Origin of the sequence: Thalassospira sp. MCCC 1A02898 (genome assembly GCF_001618185.1) — a bacterium.
GTDB lineage: Bacteria > Pseudomonadota > Alphaproteobacteria > Rhodospirillales > Thalassospiraceae > Thalassospira > Thalassospira tepidiphila.
This window is the reverse complement of sequence record NZ_LPXK01000010.1, coordinates 361,932-379,810: the sequence shown is the minus strand read 5'-3', so window position 1 is coordinate 379,810 and position 17,879 is coordinate 361,932. Positions and strand designations below refer to the sequence as shown.

Below are 17,879 nucleotides of genomic sequence, written 5' to 3'. Positions count from 1 at the left end.
TTGAGTAGACAGCCAAGACAAAATTGAAAACCCGGCAGGATCATCTGCCGGGTTTTCTTTTACCCGAGGACAGAAAAGTCCACGGGAAGGGGCTTGGACGCGATAGACCATACCAATTGCACATAATGGAACATGCGATTGGCTTGGCTGAGGATGCCCCTATTGGCGTGCGCGTTTGATTTCTGGCGCAGTATCGAACGTGATCCATGGTCGGCCGGTCTGATCAACGGTCAGGTGATTGATTTCGATATTGTTGACCTTATCAAAGCTTTGGTTGGCGCTGTTCCATTTTGCTAGGTCATTATTGATGCGGATATAGACAGAACCATCTGCTCCGACACTGATCGCACTCGCTTCCTGCCCTGTGCGTGGACGCTTCACAAAATCTTGGCCATCCCACTGACGCACATAGCCATCAAAATCGATCACCCAGATTTCTTGCGCGCGCCCAACAGCAACTTTGTCGATGCTCACAGTTGATCGGATTTCACGGAAGGTCGCGGAATTCGACGGCTTGCGATAGAGCTTGTTATTGCCGCTGGCAAAGCTGCAAACGACGTAAAGCGTATCATCAGGCGCAATACCAACATCCTCAATCGTGTTGCACGGATCATCATATTTGCGCAACGAACCGTCAAAATCGCGATACAGCCCCTGCAAAGTTGCTGATTGTCCGACATTATTGACATCTGCCCAGATTGCACCGTTGGAATCGACAACAAAGCCTTCAATCTCGTAGCTATTCGTGCCTAGAACTGTCTTTTTCGAAACAAAGGTTCGGCGGCGTTCGTCATAGGTATGGAAGCTGCGGGTCTGAGTGCTGTAGGCATAGACAAGTTCATCGTTTCCGGCCTCGATCCAGGCCTCGCCGCTTGTGATATCGCCGTTATCAAGGGTATCAAAGCGCATGTTCTTGGAAAATGTAATCGCAGACGGGCTATCTGAAACCGGACTTTCACTTGCCCCAGTGCCGACGGTATCACCGCTGCTGCGTGCCGCAATCATGCGATCTTCACTTTCATCCCGCTCGAAATAAGACGAGGCAAAAACACTGCCGTCAGTCGCAACAAACCAAGGCAACCCGTTCGGGCCACTGGCCACATCACGCGGTTCCTGCCCCAGGGTGGTTACCACCTCGAACGTTGACCCATCTTTTTTCAAGCGCATCAAACGACCCTGCTCGGACACAATCCAGACGCGGCCATCCGGGCCGATGGAAATATCGCTCGCCTTTTGCGGCAAAAGCTTGCAGGGAAAGTCATCGCAGCGCTGAACGAAGCCATCGGCATTGATCACCCAAACATCACCATCAGGCGAAACGGCAACATCAACCCCGGTTCCTTGTATACGGTTGAAGCGTTTTCTGGTCTCGTCAAACTTGAAAAGCGTACCGGATGCATCAGCAATCACAACAGTCCCGCCCGATCCAATCGCGATGTTGGAGGCGGTTGCGTCCTGCACCTGTTCCCACTTCGTACCGTTATTGAAAAAGACCCTGCCAAGATTGGAAATTCCCCATGGCGTGCCTTCGGGGTCAACAGCAATCCGCACGAGAGATCCCGGGAAGCTCTCAAAATCGCGTCGACTGTTGGACCAGCGCAGGACATTGCCGTCCGAATCAAGTGCGAAGATGCTGCCATCTTTGCCAATGGCAATACGGTCTGCTGACTTGTTTGTATCAAAGAACGTGATTGGTCCATCAGCCGTTATCGTTGCTGGATCAATCACCCCCCCCCGATCCTGGTTTGGCGGAGTGTCTTCAACCACCGCGGTTTGTGTCGAAACGTCCGGGGCAGCTATTGATTGCGCAGACTGAACGGGCGCTGACGGAACCTCTGCCGCAATGCTCTCGGGGGTGATTGAGCGGGCGGTGATCGGTTTTGCCCGCTGGTTTTCGGCTTCCTCCCCCGTCGATGAAACAGGCCTATTGGTATAGAGATCGCCATCACTCTGAACAGCCCAGACAGCACTGTCAGGCGCGATCACCAAACTGACGACATCATTAATCCCGGCAAGCTTCGTCCATGCGGCATCCGCTTCGCTCAAAAGTCGAATGTCCCCTTCGGGTGTGGCAATTCCGACTTGCCCGATGCCCCCCGCAGCAATATCGCGCGCGCGTCCATTCCATGCCTGCCAGCTTTCCCCGTCAAAGGATTGAACTGTGCCGTCAGACGCAACCGCCCAAAGCGTGCCGTCATAATCAAGCGCAAGTCTAACCGCGCTGCCTGTTACCGGACGCCATTCACTGCGCAGATCGTACCATTTGAAAACTGCACCATCGTTTTTGGCGATATAAACATTTCCAAGAGTGTCGGCTGCAACATCGACAACGTCTTCTGCCCGGTTTTCCCACCACAAACCATTATAACGAAACACAGTTCCGTCGTCCGACACCGCCCAAGGGCGATTGCCTTCGGCAGCGGCAATACGTTGCATTTTCCCCGACATCGGACGCCAGCGAACTTCAATACGGTCCCACCGCCATACCGTCCCATCCCGGCCGACCGCATAGGCCTGACCATCGGCATTCATCGCAATATCGGCTACAGAACCTGATAGCGGCACCCACGGTGCAGACGGCGGGGGTGGTGCTTCTTGTGCTGCAACATGCACAGTATTTGTCACGCCAAGAGCAACCGAAAACGTGGCAAGCCAAACAAGGGCAAGCTTCTTCTTTTCCAAACGCAACGTTCCTTCTAGCAAAGGGTGTCTCACTGCATCAGAATACGTGACTGAACCATGGCGATGTTGTCTTGAACTGTTTCATCTTCATGCCAAGACACGAGATCAACATCGCCAGAGCGGAATTCCTTGAAGAATTCCTGACCCTGGATTTTGCCAAGAATCTCGTTAAAGGCCGGACGGGGGGTAAACCAATCCTGATGACGGCGATGCAAGCGTTCAAGGTCCTGCTCAAGCGGGGAAAGCTGTTCGATTACAGCATCGCGGCTTTCTTCGGATTGACGGGCGAATTGCGGTCGACGCGGCGTCAGCAGGATCAGAACCGATCGTTCAAATTCGCGTTCGGTGCGCTGAGAGAACAGCATGTTGAGTCCCGGAATATCCATCAGCAAAGGCACACCATCGACAGATTTCGATGTTTCGCGTTCGCTTAATCCGCCAAGAATAAGCGTTTCGTCAAATTTCATGGTGACAGTGGAATTGACGTTGGTCTTGGTCGTATCGAGACGGAACTCAAAGACAACCGAGTTTGAAGGGTCGGTCAAAAAGGTACGTTCGGCCACGACATGCAGGCGTAGCATGTCGTCTGGCAAGATCTCGGGCGTTATCGCCAGTTTGACACCAACCTCTTTTTGGACCGAAACACTATCCCCATTACCACCGGAAACTGCGGCAGCCAGAATTTCGGTTCCCGAGAAGAATTCGGATGTTTGACCGGTTTGGGCCACCAGGCTTGGCTTTGCAAGTACCTGATTGTCCGCGTCGGCAGAGTTGGCAATATTCAATGAATAGGTCACCGCAGGAATAGAAATCAAGCGCGTAATGGTCTGGGTGCTCCGCTCAAAACCGTCATTGTGGTAATCCTTCACCCGGTTCGACCCGATAGAATAACCGGGGGTACCAGACAGTGGATCACCGAATTGCAGTTGCAAGCCATTAAGCAAATTGACACCGCGTGAATGACGAACATCTTCCTGCGTACCGATCAGGACAACATCAACCACCACCATGGATGTGTCACTAAAGGACCCACCTGCACCCGGAACGTCAACAGTTGGCAACGGGGCCGTCCCGCCACCATATGCCGACCCACCATATGCCGACCCACCATATGCTGAACCGGATCCGCCATAGGATGGCTGCGAAGGTTGGGATGGAAGCGCATAGGGGTCAGCGCTCTGGAATTGCGCCATCAGGACTTTGGCATCGGTCTCATAAAAACTGTCCCAACCCGACACCCGTCGCTCAAGCATCCTGACCTTGCCGGGATCATCAACAAAATCACGATAGCTTTCGAGGTAATTGCGTGCGGCCGCATCATTCATCGCCGCCAGACTGACAGTCATCGCCTTTACCACATTGGGGTCAGAAGCCTTTTCCGGAGCAATCTCTATCAATTGCTTAAGAGCCCCTTCGGCTGTTTTGGGGTCATGGGCGTAATAGGACGCGGCGGCAAGGTTATAAAGTACATGCGGGTCATCTCCGTAATGCTGCGCAACGGCGGCAAATTCCAGCTGTGCCAGCCCATAGCGACGCTGATCCATGTAAAGATGACCCAACTGATATTGGGCGACTATGTTACCCGGATCGAATTGAAGGGACTGCTTATAGCCCTGTTCCGCCAGTTCAAATTTCGACGCATCACCCGACTTGCCCATCAGGTGATAAACAAACCCGTTCAGGAACTGCAGGTCCGAATTGGTGATATCCATCTTGAGTGCCACATTTACAAGCCGCGACGCTTCTTCAAATTCATTCGATTGCAATTTTCCCATCGAGGCATTGACCAGCTCATGAATAACACTGGTATTGCGCATCGATGCGACTTCAAACCCCTGATCTTTTGTGCCCAGAGATGTATTCGAAGTCGAAAATCCCGGTTCTCCCAGTGTTTGGCAGCCTGCAAGCATCATGATAATCGGCAATGCAGCACCAGAGAGACGCATATTTTTCTTTGAAATCATTCTCGTAAAGCCTTTTAGGGTTTATTGCAGCCACACCAGGCCGCTATACCCCGCTATGTCTAAGCAGTGGTTTCCCGCGAAGGGAAAAAGGAAAAGGAAGCGTGAAAGAAAGGGGGCAACGTTAAAACGCGCCCCCTTTTCAGGCGAGGACCTAGCGCCACTGGGACGCTTTGCCCGATGCGGTGATACGCCACAGCTGGTTTCCGCCCGCAGCAACTTTTACCGCGTCGGTTTTATTCCCGGTTGCGGCCCAGCTTTTCTTGTCAGACTGATAGCTATAGATCTTGCCATCCGTGCCAACGACGTAGCTTAAACCGGACTGGAACACAGCGACGTCTGTTGCGGCACCGCTCATGCGTTGCCACTGGCCGCCATCCTGCATCCAGATTTCCTGTTTCTCGTTGACGGCCCAAAGCTGACCATTATTTGCAACATCAATACTGGCTGCTTGGCCGGATTGACGCATCCAGCGATTATTCTCAAGGCGATGGAGCGTGCCTTGTTCGTCAAGCATCCAGACATTCCCGTCTGTCGCGGCGATATCAACTGCTTTGGGCCCCTGGATGACGTTGACCTTGTAGGGGGCACTATTGCCATAGGCATAGAAGGTCTGCCCCTGATCATTGATACCCCAAAGGATATTGCCCGCAACGGCAATGCGTTTTGCCGCAAGACCTGAAATGTCTTCAAACCTTTGAGACTGGGTATTGAACATCATGACCCGCGAAGCCTCACCTTCCTCGGCAACATCACGAAGGGTTATGACGCCATCGTTCATGGTCTGCTGACGTTCAAGCAATTTGTCCGACAGGATGAAGACCGAACCGTCTGTTGCAATGGCGATATCGCGTGCCATCTGGTCGTGATCAACCCATTTTGTACCTGATACATTCGGGGATGCCTTTGCAATATCGCGCATCAGGGATGCCCAATGGGCAGGGTTCGGCTTGATCGGTTCCTGGGTCATCAAAGCCCAGTTGGTCATCAACTCATTGCGCGTGGAGTCCTGTTGCAGCATCAGGTTCAAGTTAATCGGACGCTTGGCGATCTGCTGCGCATCAAGGACGATCGATTCCTGCTTGTCCATTTCCTCGGCATTTTCGGCCGCGATACTTGTGACAATGGATGCAATAGTGACAACAACGAATGGAATAGAAAAGGCTCTGGCACCAATCCCTGCGTACCTTGCCGTATCGCGAAACGCATAGGGCAGGATCTTTTTAGCAAGTGTCCCCGCCGCATTTTGGAATGCCGACGCGAAAGCTTCCACCTTGATCGCAGCCGCATATGCAAGCGCGACGGCGGCACTTGGTGCCAAATTCACGCCTGCATCAACCAGAGTGTCCACCGATGGCGGCCGGTAGCCGACATCATACAGACGCGCCATATTTGTGCGCATGTTATTTGCACCGGCACGCAAAGCGACACCGCGCTGCCAGCTTTCCCACGAACGGCTCATTTCCGTTGCCGTCCATTTGCGGGTGTCCTGAATATAGGTCGCAAAATAGGTCAGGAAATCAAGTTCGTAGGGATGTTTGTAGCCCTGGGTAATCAGTTTTACAACGCGTTCATATACTGCCACCAAAAGGGCTGGTGATTGTTCAGGTTCAGTCCGAATCACTTCCATTGCATCGGTGAAGTAGGATTCGTCAGTGATTTTCTGCGCTTCCATATAGCGTCGGATAACGCTTTCAACCGCATCCGGCGTTTTCAGGATGTCTGCGACAATTTCCATCCCGCCCGGGATGGCGAACAGACCGTTCGTTGTACGCGGCGTGCTTTCCCAGCGCATGGTCAGGAATTCGCAAGCCTTGTCTGACCTGACATCACTTAAAGAACGGGTCGAACCTTTCGGGCAGCTCCAGCACGTCCCGCCATCGACGAAATCGAAATGCTCGCCTGGCTCACATGTCAGAGGGGCTTCTCTATTTGCTGCGGTCAGGAGCTCGTTACGGACACATGCACGCGGATGCGAGACGGCTTCCCAAGTGCGCACCGAGTTTTCAGGGCAGCTGTAACAGCCGCCATTCGGGTCCGCAAATGTCCCTGACGGGCAAACCGACCCAAGAAATTCAGCAGAACGCGCGTTTGCGAATGCCTTGCCGCAGGCATTCCACTCTGTGACCGCGGCCCAGGTACGGCCGTAACCATCCGGGCATTTCCAGCATTCACCGCCATTGCGCGGGTCGGTCTCACTTCCTGCTGGGCAGCGATTATGTGATCCAACGCGGGTTGCAGCAAGAAACTCCGGGGGATTTACTGCTTTGGAGCAGGCCACATTGGTATCAACAGCATTACCTGTGCGATTATAGCCTTCCGGGCAGGTGTAGCACGCCCAAAGCCCGACATCGAAGAAAGAACCCGGCGGGCACTCACCCTTGGCCTGACCAACCTTTGTTGCCTTCTCAAACCCACAAGCAGGTAAAAGCTCTCCGGTGAAAAGGTCAGCTGCACCACATAGCGCGTTGCTGGTAATTGCACCGCGTTGCGTCTGAATGTTTTGGGCCTGCGCCATATTGATATGCGAGAAGAAAAGCAGTGCGAAGATACCGGCCAGGAAAATACCTGCGTATCGTTTCGACTGCCACACCAGATAAGCCATTAGTCGTTCCTTACCACTGCAGTTCGTCAATAGCAGTCGCCAGGATACGGGCCGCGTGAGACCGATTCATAAGATTTTTCAGCGCCTGCTAACAGTTGCTTTAGGTAGCGACCAAGCGTTCGGCAACTGCATATTTCCAGGGCGTTTCTTTTTTGTCGTGAAGTGGATATCTGTGTCTAAAATTGGATATTTTGGCCTAAGCCTCGCGTGCTGTTTTGGTCGGACGCTCGCCAAATTCTTGCATATATTCCTGTGCAAAACGTCCCATATGACCAAAGCCCCATCGCCGGGCGATGGTCGCAACTGAGTCCGTGCTGTCAGTTGACATCAGATCATTGCGAACAAGTTTTAAGCGGACCTTGCGAATATATTGGCGCGGCGTCAGCCCAAAGGCATCAATGAAGCCACGCTGTAAAGTGCGGTAACTGCACTCGGCAATTTCCGAAAGCGAAGCCATATCAAGGGTTTCAGACGGGTTCGCGTGGATATAGTCCTGTGCGCGTTTGACATGACGCGGAACAACACGCGAAACTTCCTGGCCGGTGAGGGTATCCCGCACATTGCTTTTCAGATGGGTCAGGATCTGGGTCAGCAATAGATCGCAGGCTTGGGATGCCACCAACATATTTGGATCATCCAGCAGCCCGTGATTAAGGGAGTTTTCAAGAAACTGCATATATTGCCGGATCATTTGCCCGCCGGGGGTCGCAAGGTCGGCAACCGGATCAAATTCTATCTGGTAAAGTCCCAGATGCTCGCCGCCAAGGCTTCTTGCATGTTCCCTGATCCGTGTTTTAGAGATCGGCAGGACATAAGAATAAAACTGTTCCTGATAGGCGGTTGCTTCAATGCTGAGATCGCGCATCATGCCTTGATCGGGGGTCAGATCCCACGTGCGGCCAAGATGGGTGATTTCGCCCCAACCATCGGTAGGAACGAACAGCGCCATTGTATCGTGGCATGCCCCCGCAGACTGCCAGTCGACACGCGCTGTCCCGAAAGTGCCATGCAAAAAGGGTTGATCCCCGATCATGGCAAGCGCCATATCGGCATCAATCTCTTCACCTTGTCGATTGATTGTGAGTTGAACCGGCGACGAAAAATCAGAAACGACTTCCTGCAGTTCGGCCAAGTCCTTCGACCGGACTATTGTAAATTTCGAATGCAATGCCATACGCTGTGCTGTGTCCCTAGCAAGCGACCACGACGATCTAAGCCCTTGATTTGGGCCATCTCTTTATTTCTCATACAATAAGATAGAACCCAGTAGCCTGCAACAGAAGTCAGCATTTTATCGCGACTAACTCTCAATACAGGCAAAATGCTTCCTGACATTGTGGGTCGAGATCACGGATAGCCGACACAAGGACGGCGTTTTGAGGATAACTCGACCTTGCCTCTTTAAGCTGCGAAGGGCGTTTGACCTCAAGGGGGCGTGCGGGCTAAATTCCTGCCATTATCTGAATTCCTGAACATGGGAGGATCCATTGGATCTTGGAATTAAGGGCCGCAAGGCCATCGTTTGTGCGTCATCCAAGGGGCTTGGTCGTGGCTGCGCGATCAAACTGGCCGAAGCCGGTGTTGATCTTGTGCTCAATGCGCGTTCCGAAGGGCCGCTGAATGAAACCGCGGAATATATTCGTGATACCTATGGCGTGAATGTCACAACGGTCGCTTGCGACATCACAACCGAAGAAGGCCGTAACAAGGTTCTGGCCGCTGTCGATGCGCCGGACATTCTTGTCAACAACGCCGGTGGCCCACCCCCGGGTATCTGGTCCGACTGGGGCCAGAAGGAATGGGAAGCCGCCGTTCAGTCCAACATGCTCACCCCGATCCTGCTGGCGACTGCGGTTCTGCCGGGCATGATTTCGCGCCAGTGGGGCCGGATTGTGAATATCACGTCGGGTTCGGTTAAATCGCCGATCCCGCATCTGGGCCTTTCGAACGGTGCGCGTGCCGGTCTGACCGGTTTTGTTGCCGGGACCTCGCGCCAGGTGGCCAAGGATGGGGTGATTATGAACAACCTCCTGCCGGGCCAGCACGATACGGACCGTATCAATGCGCTGATGACCAACAAGTCCAAGGCCGAAGGCATTTCGCTGGAAGAAGCACGCACCAAAACCCAGGCGGGTCTTCCCACGGGCCGGTTTGGTGATCCGCTTGATTTCGGGGCGACCTGTGCCTTCATGTGCAGCGAGCATGCGAAATTTATGGTCGGGCAGAATGTCCTGCTTGATGGTGGTGCCTTCAACTCCACCATGGGCTGATATGTCGCCTTTCGTCACGGGACGGTCTGCAAACACCCATTTGCTGCGCTTCCGGTGCTCACGTACGTCAAGTACGCTGCGCGCCGGTTCTCGCAAACAGGCATTTTCGACACGCCCTGTGACGAAATCCAACATATCACCAAGTGCCCAACACAAAGGGTGGTGCTAGCATGGCGTCATTCACCTTTGTTTATGTGCTGCGCGAATGTGATTTCAGGCCGGGGCAGGGTAAGGCCACTTTGCCCCGGACCTATGTCGGCTGGTCGACCGATGTTGAGGCGCGTCTTGCCACGCATAATAGCGGCAAGGGGGCCAAGACCACGCGCGGGCGGCAGTGGGAACTGGTGTATGTCGAACGGTTCCGCACCTTCGGGCAGGCGATGAGCCGGGAATGGCATCTTAAGCGCGATCGCAAGCTGCGTAAGATGCTGGCAGGTGGATAGGCTGGTTGATTTGGACACAAATCAGGGCTTGCATCATTGCGCCAAGTGACAGATATGTCCCAGAGCCTGTTACGATTAGCTTGCATAACTTTCGTTCGCGTTTCGCGAACCCTTCGGGCCGGGACATTCCTCAGCCCTGCAGCGTCAAGGGTCTTGACCGTAGCACCGCTACGCTCTGCGACCCTTTCCTTGCTGGACAGAGGACTGCCCTCGGCAAAAGCGGTACAAGCTAATCGCAACAGGCTCTAGCAAATAACGCATTTAAACCGGGGTACCATCGATCATGGCATTCGTTCGCAAAAATCCACTGAAACTCAACAATCTGCAGCTGCGCACCCTTGTGCTGGCCCAGGTGATTGCCAAGGACCCGAATTCGGGCAAGATTGACGAGGCCACCGGCGAAGCAACGCTTTTGCGTGTTCCCCATGCCCATGGCGACCACGTTCATGTTGGCAAGTTTACCGTGGCCGCCCGCGATGCCAGCGGGTTCGATAACCCGGCTGTCTGGGTCGCCCTTGCCCGCAAGGGGCTGGTCAAGGAAGGCTATCCGGCCAGCATCGTTCTGACCAAGGACGGCATGGAATATGATACCGGCCTTGGCGATCATTTCCTTGAGGAAAGCGATCACTAGGATCAGTTGATAGCGATACCAACCTGATACGAAAAAGCCCTGCATGTGCAGGGCTTTTGTTTTTGCAATGATGTGCGTTGTTTAGTCGACCCGGATGAATTTTCCGTCCTGGATGGCCACAAAATAGATGTTGCGATTGCCATCGCCAAAGGCATCAAACACCAGTTCCTGATGCAGCCCCTGTTGCGGCGGCAGATTGGTCAGCGCATCAGCAAGCGATTGATCCGGGTGCTTGGTACGGAGTGCGGCAAACAGGACGGTCGCCGCGTCATAGCCCAGAACCGCGGTATAGCCGGGCTGACGACCGAACATTTCGTTGAATGCGGCGACAAATTTCTGGAAGCGCGGATTGGTGTCATAGCGGTCATAGGCCTGTGCCAGTTCCACGCCCTCGACCGCCTCGCCACCGACCTCGATCAGGGCCTGTGAACCCGCCCATTCTGAGACCGCAAGCGGAACGCTTGAGGACAGTTTGCGGATTTCCTGCGCCATCATCGCACTGTCTGTGCTGTTGGTGATCAGAACGATGGCGTCGGGATCGTCGGCCAACAATTGGCTCGCTGCTTCGGCGTGGGTGATATTGTCGGTATTGATCCAGATTTTGGAGATGACCCGCCCGTCAAGGGCATCAAGTTCCAGAAGAAATTCCCGATACCAGCTGTCGGTAAAGGCCTGGTTCTGGCCGTCAAGGGCAAGGCCGACCCGTTCATAGCCTTGATCAATATAGCGACGGGCATAGGCACGCGCATTCTCACGCGTAGTGGTGTTCATGCGAAACAGGTTGTCACGAAAACCGGCAAAGTCGGCCGCAGAGACCGTCGGCGAAATGGTCACGACACCCAATTCATTGATCACCGGCAGCATTGCCATGCCGATCGAGCTGATGATCGGACCGACAATCGCGTCAACGCCAAGACGCTTGAGCTCGCGCACGTGATTTTGGGCCACTTCCGGTGTTTTCAGATCATCACGTGGAATGATTTCCACCATGCGACCATTGATGCCGCCATCGGTGTTGACCTGTTGGGCGGCCAGTTTCAACGCATCAAGCGCGTCCGTTCCGGCATCCGATCCGGGGCCGGACAGGCCGGCAATGAAACCGATTTTGATCGGGCCTGATTGATCACAGGCAACCAGCAAGAAGCATCCGACAAAGACAGAGCTCAGAAACCTGATGGACCGCATTTTATTCCTTGCAGTTTTTCTTGATCGGCCCGATAGGCTGGCCCTTTGTTATTGCCTTATCCTGTCATGATCGTCAGCGACAAGGCGACAGATCCGATATGGCAGTTCCCCGAATGTGTTTCAAGCGGTTGATATTGCGATATTTGCCACAATAACCGTAACCCAAGTCCTAGCCAAAGTCGCGTCTGGCCTGCAGCACCCGTCCCATCGTGGTCATCAGGCACAAGGCACCGAAAATGGCGGCGATCATGTTAAACGAGGCCGGGAAGATACAAATAAGACATAAGACCAGTATGGTCTCGCTGCCTTCGGTGATGCCGGTCAGGTAGAAAAAGCTCTTCTTGCCCTGGGCGTCGCCATCCGTGCGCCCCTGCTTGGCGGCAATGATCGCATAGGCCAGAAAACTCGACCCGGTGCCGACAAAACAGAAAATCAGAAACGCCGCCATCAGGGCATGTTCCGGGCGACCGATGGCAAAGGCCAGAATGATTCCCGAATAAAACAGAAAGTCGGACACGATATCGTAGTAACCGCCAAGATCACTTTCCTGGCTTTTTGCATTGGGATGGCGCGACCGTGGCGCTGCATGGCGTGCAACCGCGCCATCAAGCCCGTCCATGAACCGTGATCCAAGGATCAAAACAAGTGCTGCGTAATCAAGTTTCAGCACAAGACAGCCTGCCGCCAGCAGGCCAAGGAAAAAGCCAACGCCGGTGATGAAGTTTGGCGTAATGCCCGTGCCCGAAAGCGTACGCGCAATCGCATTCAACGGCACATCAATCAGCGGGCGCAGGCGGGCATCAAACATCTGGTGTTTCCGGTTATCTCGTTGAAACAGCGACTATAAGCGCAAGTTCGATGGAATGAAAATCACCAGTTTGTTGATTGCAGGTAAGATGGCTATTCACCCGACGGGATCAGTTGGTAATAAGGGCTTTCTTCAAGCACCGCGTCATCGACGGGGCTGAGTTTGTTTTGTCGAATGACGGCCTGGATTTCTTCGATATAGACATTGCCGCGTTCGGAATATCGGGTCAGTGTTTCGGCCAAGACAGATCCCGAAAGGGGTTCCTGATCGGCGATCATTCTGGCGCGCAAATCGCGAAATTCCGTGTAAGCCGACCCGGTATTGAGGTTCATCATATAGGCCCGGACCGAACCGAACGGTGTCTTGAAAGCCGCGATCTTGTAATCACCAAGGTGCTTTCGCTGTTCTTCGGGTGTGATGCCTTCGCCGCCATAGGTCCATTGACCAAACAATGCGTTGCCAAGGGCGGCAAAGCGCGATGTGCCCCAGCCGCTTTCGATGGCCATTTGCGCCATGGCAAGCGACGGGGGAACCGGTGCAATGCGTTTTTCAAGTTCCACGATGGTTGCCGGGTCTTCGGGGGCTGTTTCAACACGGTATTGTTCGGCCAGTTCAGCAATGATCGAAAGATCGTTGGTGCGGATCGCATCGCGAAGGACACTGCTTTGCAGGGCGATTTCCTCGTTCGCAAGCAGGGTCAACGGGCCGAGTGTCCGGAAAAATGTGCGTTTCTTGGCCGTGACCGTCAGTTGATCGGCAAGTTCGTCACGCCATCTCGTCGGGATGGTTTGCAGGAAAAGCCGGGGAACGATGCGTTCCCCCGCGTTCCAGCGTTCTGCGGTATAGCCAAGATCCTCAAACAGCTTTTCAAGCTGTTCATAGCCATTCAGTTCAATGCGGATAACGTCGCTTTGGTCGGGCGTTTGCAGAAGGATATCCGCCCGTGCAGCGGGAAGGAGACCCGCTGCCATCCCAAAGGTGGCAACCGCCAGAACGGAAAATGTGCGTATCAGGACACGTTTAAACATGGTGTGCCTCGCTGATCTGACCTGACATCGGTGCAGGATCAGAATGCTACCATGCTTTGGGGTTTAACGGCGAAAATCTTCAAGACGTTTGCGCTGTTTTCCTGCCTCGTCAAAGTTATCGGGTGCCAGCCACGCCTCGAACGCGGCCTTGACGGCAGGCCATTCTTCAACGATGACGGAAAACCATGCGGTGTCGCGGTTGCGACCCTTATAAACCATGTGGTTGCGAAACGTGCCTTCATAGGTGAAGCCATACCGTGTGGCGGCGGCACGCGACGGGGCGTTCTGATCGTCGCATTTCCATTCATAGCGGCGATAGCCCAGCTCATCAAAGGCACGCTTCATCATCAGATACATCGCCTCTGTCCCGCCGATGGTTTTTGAAAGGGCCGGGGCATAATTGATATTGCCGATTTCGATCACGCCATTGTTGGGATCCATCCGCATGAAGGCGGCAACGCCGACGGCCATGTTGGATGCCTTGTCGATGATGGTATGGAGCATCGGGTCGTTATTGGCGTTCATGCCATCCAGCCACGCCTTGTAGGCGGTGAAATCGGCAAACGGTCCGGTCGGAAGGTATGCGAAGCGCGACCCATCGGGCACCTTGCTGTTGGCAGCAAACAGTTGCGTGGCATCGCGGGCAACATCAAGCGGGCTTACGATGACGTGGCTGCCGATCATGTCTTTGCGCGGTGGCAATGCGCATCCGGTCCAGTTTTCAACCGGGTGGCCGACGGGTTTGCCAAAGATGTCTTTGTGGGGCGTGGTCATGGTGGTTCCTGTTGGTCTGATAAAGTGTGGTTTCTGATCAGCAGGATGGTTGGAATTGGTCCTCTGTTCCAGTGCCAGTTTCGCAAATGTGATGGTGCCAATCGTGGTTGCCAATCAATCAATGGAAATCATGGCTGTCGATCTTAAGGCGCTTGTGACTGGCGGTGGGTGTTTCCGGTTTTGAGCCCAGCTGATCCAGATCACCGGCAACTCGAGATGCTATGGGTGATGCGGCTTCCCCGGTTGGCAGGGCGGTGTGTGGGCTGGCCCAGCGCAGGTTGCGTGGATGGTTGTTGGCATCACGCGCAATCTTTGTGTTCTCGCTCATGGATTGCAGCATATGGGTCAGATCGACCAGCTTGTCGGCGATGATGTGGGTGACACCATCTTCGCGTTGCAATTTGCCGGTAACACCAAGAACGGTCGCGGTCATCACCTCGCGACGATGTTGTTCCATCACCTTGCTCCAGACCACAAGGTTGGTGATGCCGGTTTCATCCTCTAACGTGATGAAAACAACCCCCGATGCCGTGCCCGGGCGTTGGCGGACAATCGCAAGCCCCGCATGGGTCAAGCGATCCCCATTTCGCACATTGGGCAGATCACTGGCGGTGCAGACCCCGGCGGCACCCAATGCATCACGCAGCATCGCCATCGGATGGCCCTTAAGCGACAGGCGCAGGCTGGCGTAATCTTCGATGATCTCTTCGCCCGGGCCCATGATCGGCAAATCCACCGGGGCCTCGGCGCCAAACTCGGCCGAGACCCCCATATTGTGGTTAAAGTTCTGGGCTGCCTCAAACAGGGGCAGGCTTGCTGGTGCCTTGCGCCCCTTGCCAAACCGGCGCACGGCCCAAAGCGCTTCGCGCCTTGATAAGCCAAGTGAGCCGAACGCATCGGCCTCGGCCAGTTTTTCAAGGGCGGCCGGGGATAATCCTGTCTGGCGGGCCATCAGATAGACATCCTGAAACCCGCCAGCGGGCCGATTGGAAATCAGGGCAAGGGCATCAAGTTCACCAAATCCCTTGATCTGGCGGAAACCAAGCCGCACGGAATGATACCCTGCGGTTCGGCCCAGTTCGCGTTCCAGCTGATTGTCCCAGAAGCTGTGATTGATATCGATTTCAAGCACGCGCACCCCGTGATTGCGCGCATCATTGACCAACTGTGCCGGGGCATAAAACCCCATCGGTTGCGAATTCAAAAGCGCACATAAAAACACATCCGGGTGATGGCATTTAAGCCAGGACGACGCATAGGCCAGAATGGCAAAGCTTGCGGCGTGGCTTTCGGGGAAGCCATAATCGGCAAAGCCTTCGATCTGTTTGAAGCAGCGTTCGGCAAATTCCATGTCATAGCCGTTACCCAGCATGCCATTGATGAACTTGGTGCGATGTTCGCCAATGGTGCCGGTGCGCTTGAACGTTGCCATGGCACGACGCAGGTTATCGGCCTCGCCACCGGAATAGCCGGCGGCGACAATGGCGATCTGCATCGCCTGTTCCTGAAACAGCGGCACACCGCAGGTGCGTTTCAATACCGCTTCGAGTTCCGGGGACGGGTAGTCGACCTTTTCGCGGCCCATGCGCCGCTGCAAAAACGGATGCACCATGCCGCCCTGAATGGGGCCGGGGCGGACGATGGCGACCTGAATGGTCAGATCATAAATGCTTTGCGGTTTTAAACGCGGCAGCATGCTCATTTGTGCGCGCGATTCCACCTGAAAGGTGCCGATACTGTCGGCCTTTTCCAGCATGCGATAGGTCGCACGGTCTTCCTTGGGCAGGGTCGCCAGATCGTAATCGATGTTCTTGTGCGTGCGCAGCTCATCAAGCGCTTTTCGGATGCAGGTCAGCATGCCAAGGGCCAAGATATCGACCTTAAGGATACCCAGCGCATCAATGTCATCCTTGTCCCATTCAATGGTGGTCCGGTCCGCCATGGCGGCATTGGCAATTGGCGAGAGTTCACAAAGCGGCCCGCGCGTAATGACAAAGCCGCCAACATGTTGCGACAGATGGCGGGGGAAGCCCGTCAACTCGCCTGCGATATCGAGAACGGCCTTGAGGCGCGGTTCATCGGGATGAATGCCAGATTGGCGCATCATATTTTCATGCGCGCCCTTGCTGCTGGATCCCCAGATGGTTTTGGTCAGTTTGACGATGGTGTCTTCGGACAGGCCAAACACCTTGCCAACATCGCGAATGGCGCTACGCGATCGATATGAAATCACCGTGGCGGTCAACCCGGCCCGGTCGCGGCCATAGCGTTCATAGATGAACTGAATAACCTCTTCGCGGCGTTCATGTTCAAAATCAACATCAATATCCGGCGGTTCATTACGCGCATTGCTGATGAAGCGTGAAAACAGCAATTCCACCTTGTTGGGATCGACCGAGGTGACATGCAAACAAAAACATACCGATGAATTGGCCGCCGATCCGCGCCCCTGACACAAAATGCCGCGGGACCGGGCAAAGGCAACAATGTCATGCACGGTCAGGAAATAGGGGGCATAGCCCAACTCATCAATCAGTTTAAGTTCTGTCTCGATCAGGTTTTTGACCTTGTCGGGCACACCTTCGGGGTAGCGTTTATGTGCGCCTTCCCAGGTCAGGCGGGTCAAACGTTCCTGGGTGCCTTCGCCCGACCCGTCATTTTCATCGGGGTATTCATAGCGCAACTCATCCAGGCTGAAGGTGCATTGATCGGCAATCTCGACGGTGCGGGCCAACCAGTGCGGGTGACCCGGAAACAGACGCGCCATTTCACGCGGTGATTTGATATGGCGTTCGCCATTGGGGAATAAACGGTATCCGGCATCCTCAATCGTGCAGTGATGGCGAATGCAGGTCAGGACATCCTGCAATGGTTTGCGTGATCGTAAATGCATATGCACGTCATTGGTCACCACGGCCGGAATGCCAAGCTCGGCCTCGACCATTTCGGTAAACTCAAGACGTTCTGTGTCAAACCCGTCCATGAACCGCCCGACCGCCAGCCAAAGGCGATCTTGGAAATGCGATTTCAAACTGATCAGCTCAGCGCGAAAGGCATCACCCGGCACCTGTGGCGGCACGGCGATAAACAGCAACCCTTCGCCATGGGTGACAATATCGGCAAGATAAATCTCGCACGATCCCTTGGGCGCGCGGCGCTTGCCAAGGGTGAGGAGCCGGCACAGCCGGGCATAAGATGCGCGATCCGTCGGATAACACAGCAAGGATGGACCATCCATCGGATCAAGCCGACAGCCGACAATGTAACTCAACCGGTCGGCATAATTGCGATGTGCGGTATGACCGCGCACCACCCCGGCCAGCGTGTTGTGATCGGTAATCGCAATCGCATGCAAGCCCTTGGTGGCGGCGGTCAGGACCAGTTCCTCGGCATGCGAGGCCCCACGCAGGAAGGAAAAATTGCTGCTGACATGCAGTTCGGCATAGGCCGGATCATCGGTGCTGTTGGTTTGTTTGGTCATGGCATCAAATC

General features: G+C 54.5%; 12 protein-coding genes. 3 read left to right on the top strand and 9 right to left on the bottom strand.

Translation table 11 applies throughout. The features are described 5' to 3' along the window. Nucleotides 1-159: 159 nt before the first annotated feature. From AUQ41_RS10865 to AUQ41_RS10850, 4 genes are all read right to left on the bottom strand, one after another. A complete protein-coding gene (locus AUQ41_RS10865) occupies nucleotides 160-2,682 on the bottom strand; it encodes a tectonin domain-containing protein (RefSeq protein ID WP_063088439.1) in 2,523 nt (840 codons plus the stop codon). 29 nt (nucleotides 2,683-2,711) lie between these two features. Next, the gene (locus tag AUQ41_RS10860) at nucleotides 2,712-4,499 is read right to left on the bottom strand and encodes a type II and III secretion system protein (protein WP_168173435.1); all 1,788 of its coding nucleotides are present in this window, start codon (nucleotides 4,497-4,499) and stop codon (nucleotides 2,712-2,714) included. A gap of 298 nt (nucleotides 4,500-4,797) precedes the next feature. Beyond that, a complete protein-coding gene (locus AUQ41_RS10855; RefSeq protein ID WP_063088437.1) occupies nucleotides 4,798-7,248 on the bottom strand; it encodes a tectonin domain-containing protein in 2,451 nt (816 codons plus the stop codon). A gap of 196 nt (nucleotides 7,249-7,444) precedes the next feature. Beyond that, entirely contained in the window at nucleotides 7,445-8,380 is a 936-nt protein-coding gene (locus AUQ41_RS10850) for an AraC family transcriptional regulator (protein WP_063088436.1), read from the bottom strand. A gap of 355 nt (nucleotides 8,381-8,735) precedes the next feature. Here AUQ41_RS10850 and AUQ41_RS10845 point away from each other — a divergent pair, with 355 nt between their 5' ends. From AUQ41_RS10845 to AUQ41_RS10835, 3 genes are all read left to right on the top strand, one after another. Next, nucleotides 8,736-9,518, top strand: a complete 783-nt coding sequence (locus AUQ41_RS10845; protein WP_063088435.1) for an SDR family oxidoreductase — start codon at nucleotides 8,736-8,738, stop codon at nucleotides 9,516-9,518. A gap of 170 nt (nucleotides 9,519-9,688) precedes the next feature. Next, the gene (locus tag AUQ41_RS10840; protein WP_063088434.1) at nucleotides 9,689-9,961 is read left to right on the top strand and encodes a GIY-YIG nuclease family protein; all 273 of its coding nucleotides are present in this window, start codon (nucleotides 9,689-9,691) and stop codon (nucleotides 9,959-9,961) included. Between the two features lie 283 nt (nucleotides 9,962-10,244). Continuing rightward, nucleotides 10,245-10,592 carry a hypothetical protein gene (locus AUQ41_RS10835; RefSeq protein ID WP_063088433.1) on the top strand — a complete coding sequence of 116 codons (348 nt, stop codon included), beginning with the start codon at nucleotides 10,245-10,247 and terminating at the stop codon, nucleotides 10,590-10,592. 81 nt (nucleotides 10,593-10,673) lie between these two features. Here AUQ41_RS10835 and AUQ41_RS10830 read toward each other — a convergent pair whose 3' ends face one another. From AUQ41_RS10830 to AUQ41_RS10810, 5 genes are all read right to left on the bottom strand, one after another. Beyond that, nucleotides 10,674-11,777 (bottom strand): ABC transporter substrate-binding protein, encoded by a 1,104-nt coding sequence (locus AUQ41_RS10830; RefSeq protein WP_063088432.1) that lies wholly within the window; start codon nucleotides 11,775-11,777, stop codon nucleotides 10,674-10,676. 169 nt (nucleotides 11,778-11,946) lie between these two features. Beyond that, entirely contained in the window at nucleotides 11,947-12,585 is a 639-nt protein-coding gene (locus tag AUQ41_RS10825; protein WP_063088431.1) for a CDP-alcohol phosphatidyltransferase family protein, read from the bottom strand. A gap of 92 nt (nucleotides 12,586-12,677) precedes the next feature. Further along, nucleotides 12,678-13,613, bottom strand: a complete 936-nt coding sequence (locus tag AUQ41_RS10820) for a glucosaminidase domain-containing protein (RefSeq protein WP_063088430.1) — start codon at nucleotides 13,611-13,613, stop codon at nucleotides 12,678-12,680. Nucleotides 13,614-13,676: 63 nt separating this feature from the next. Then, nucleotides 13,677-14,387, bottom strand: coding sequence for a GNAT family N-acetyltransferase (locus AUQ41_RS10815; RefSeq protein WP_063088429.1), 711 nt, complete (start codon nucleotides 14,385-14,387; stop codon nucleotides 13,677-13,679). A gap of 118 nt (nucleotides 14,388-14,505) precedes the next feature. Then, a complete protein-coding gene (locus AUQ41_RS10810) occupies nucleotides 14,506-17,868 on the bottom strand; it encodes an error-prone DNA polymerase (protein WP_063088428.1) in 3,363 nt (1,120 codons plus the stop codon). Nucleotides 17,869-17,879: the final 11 nt, after the last annotated feature.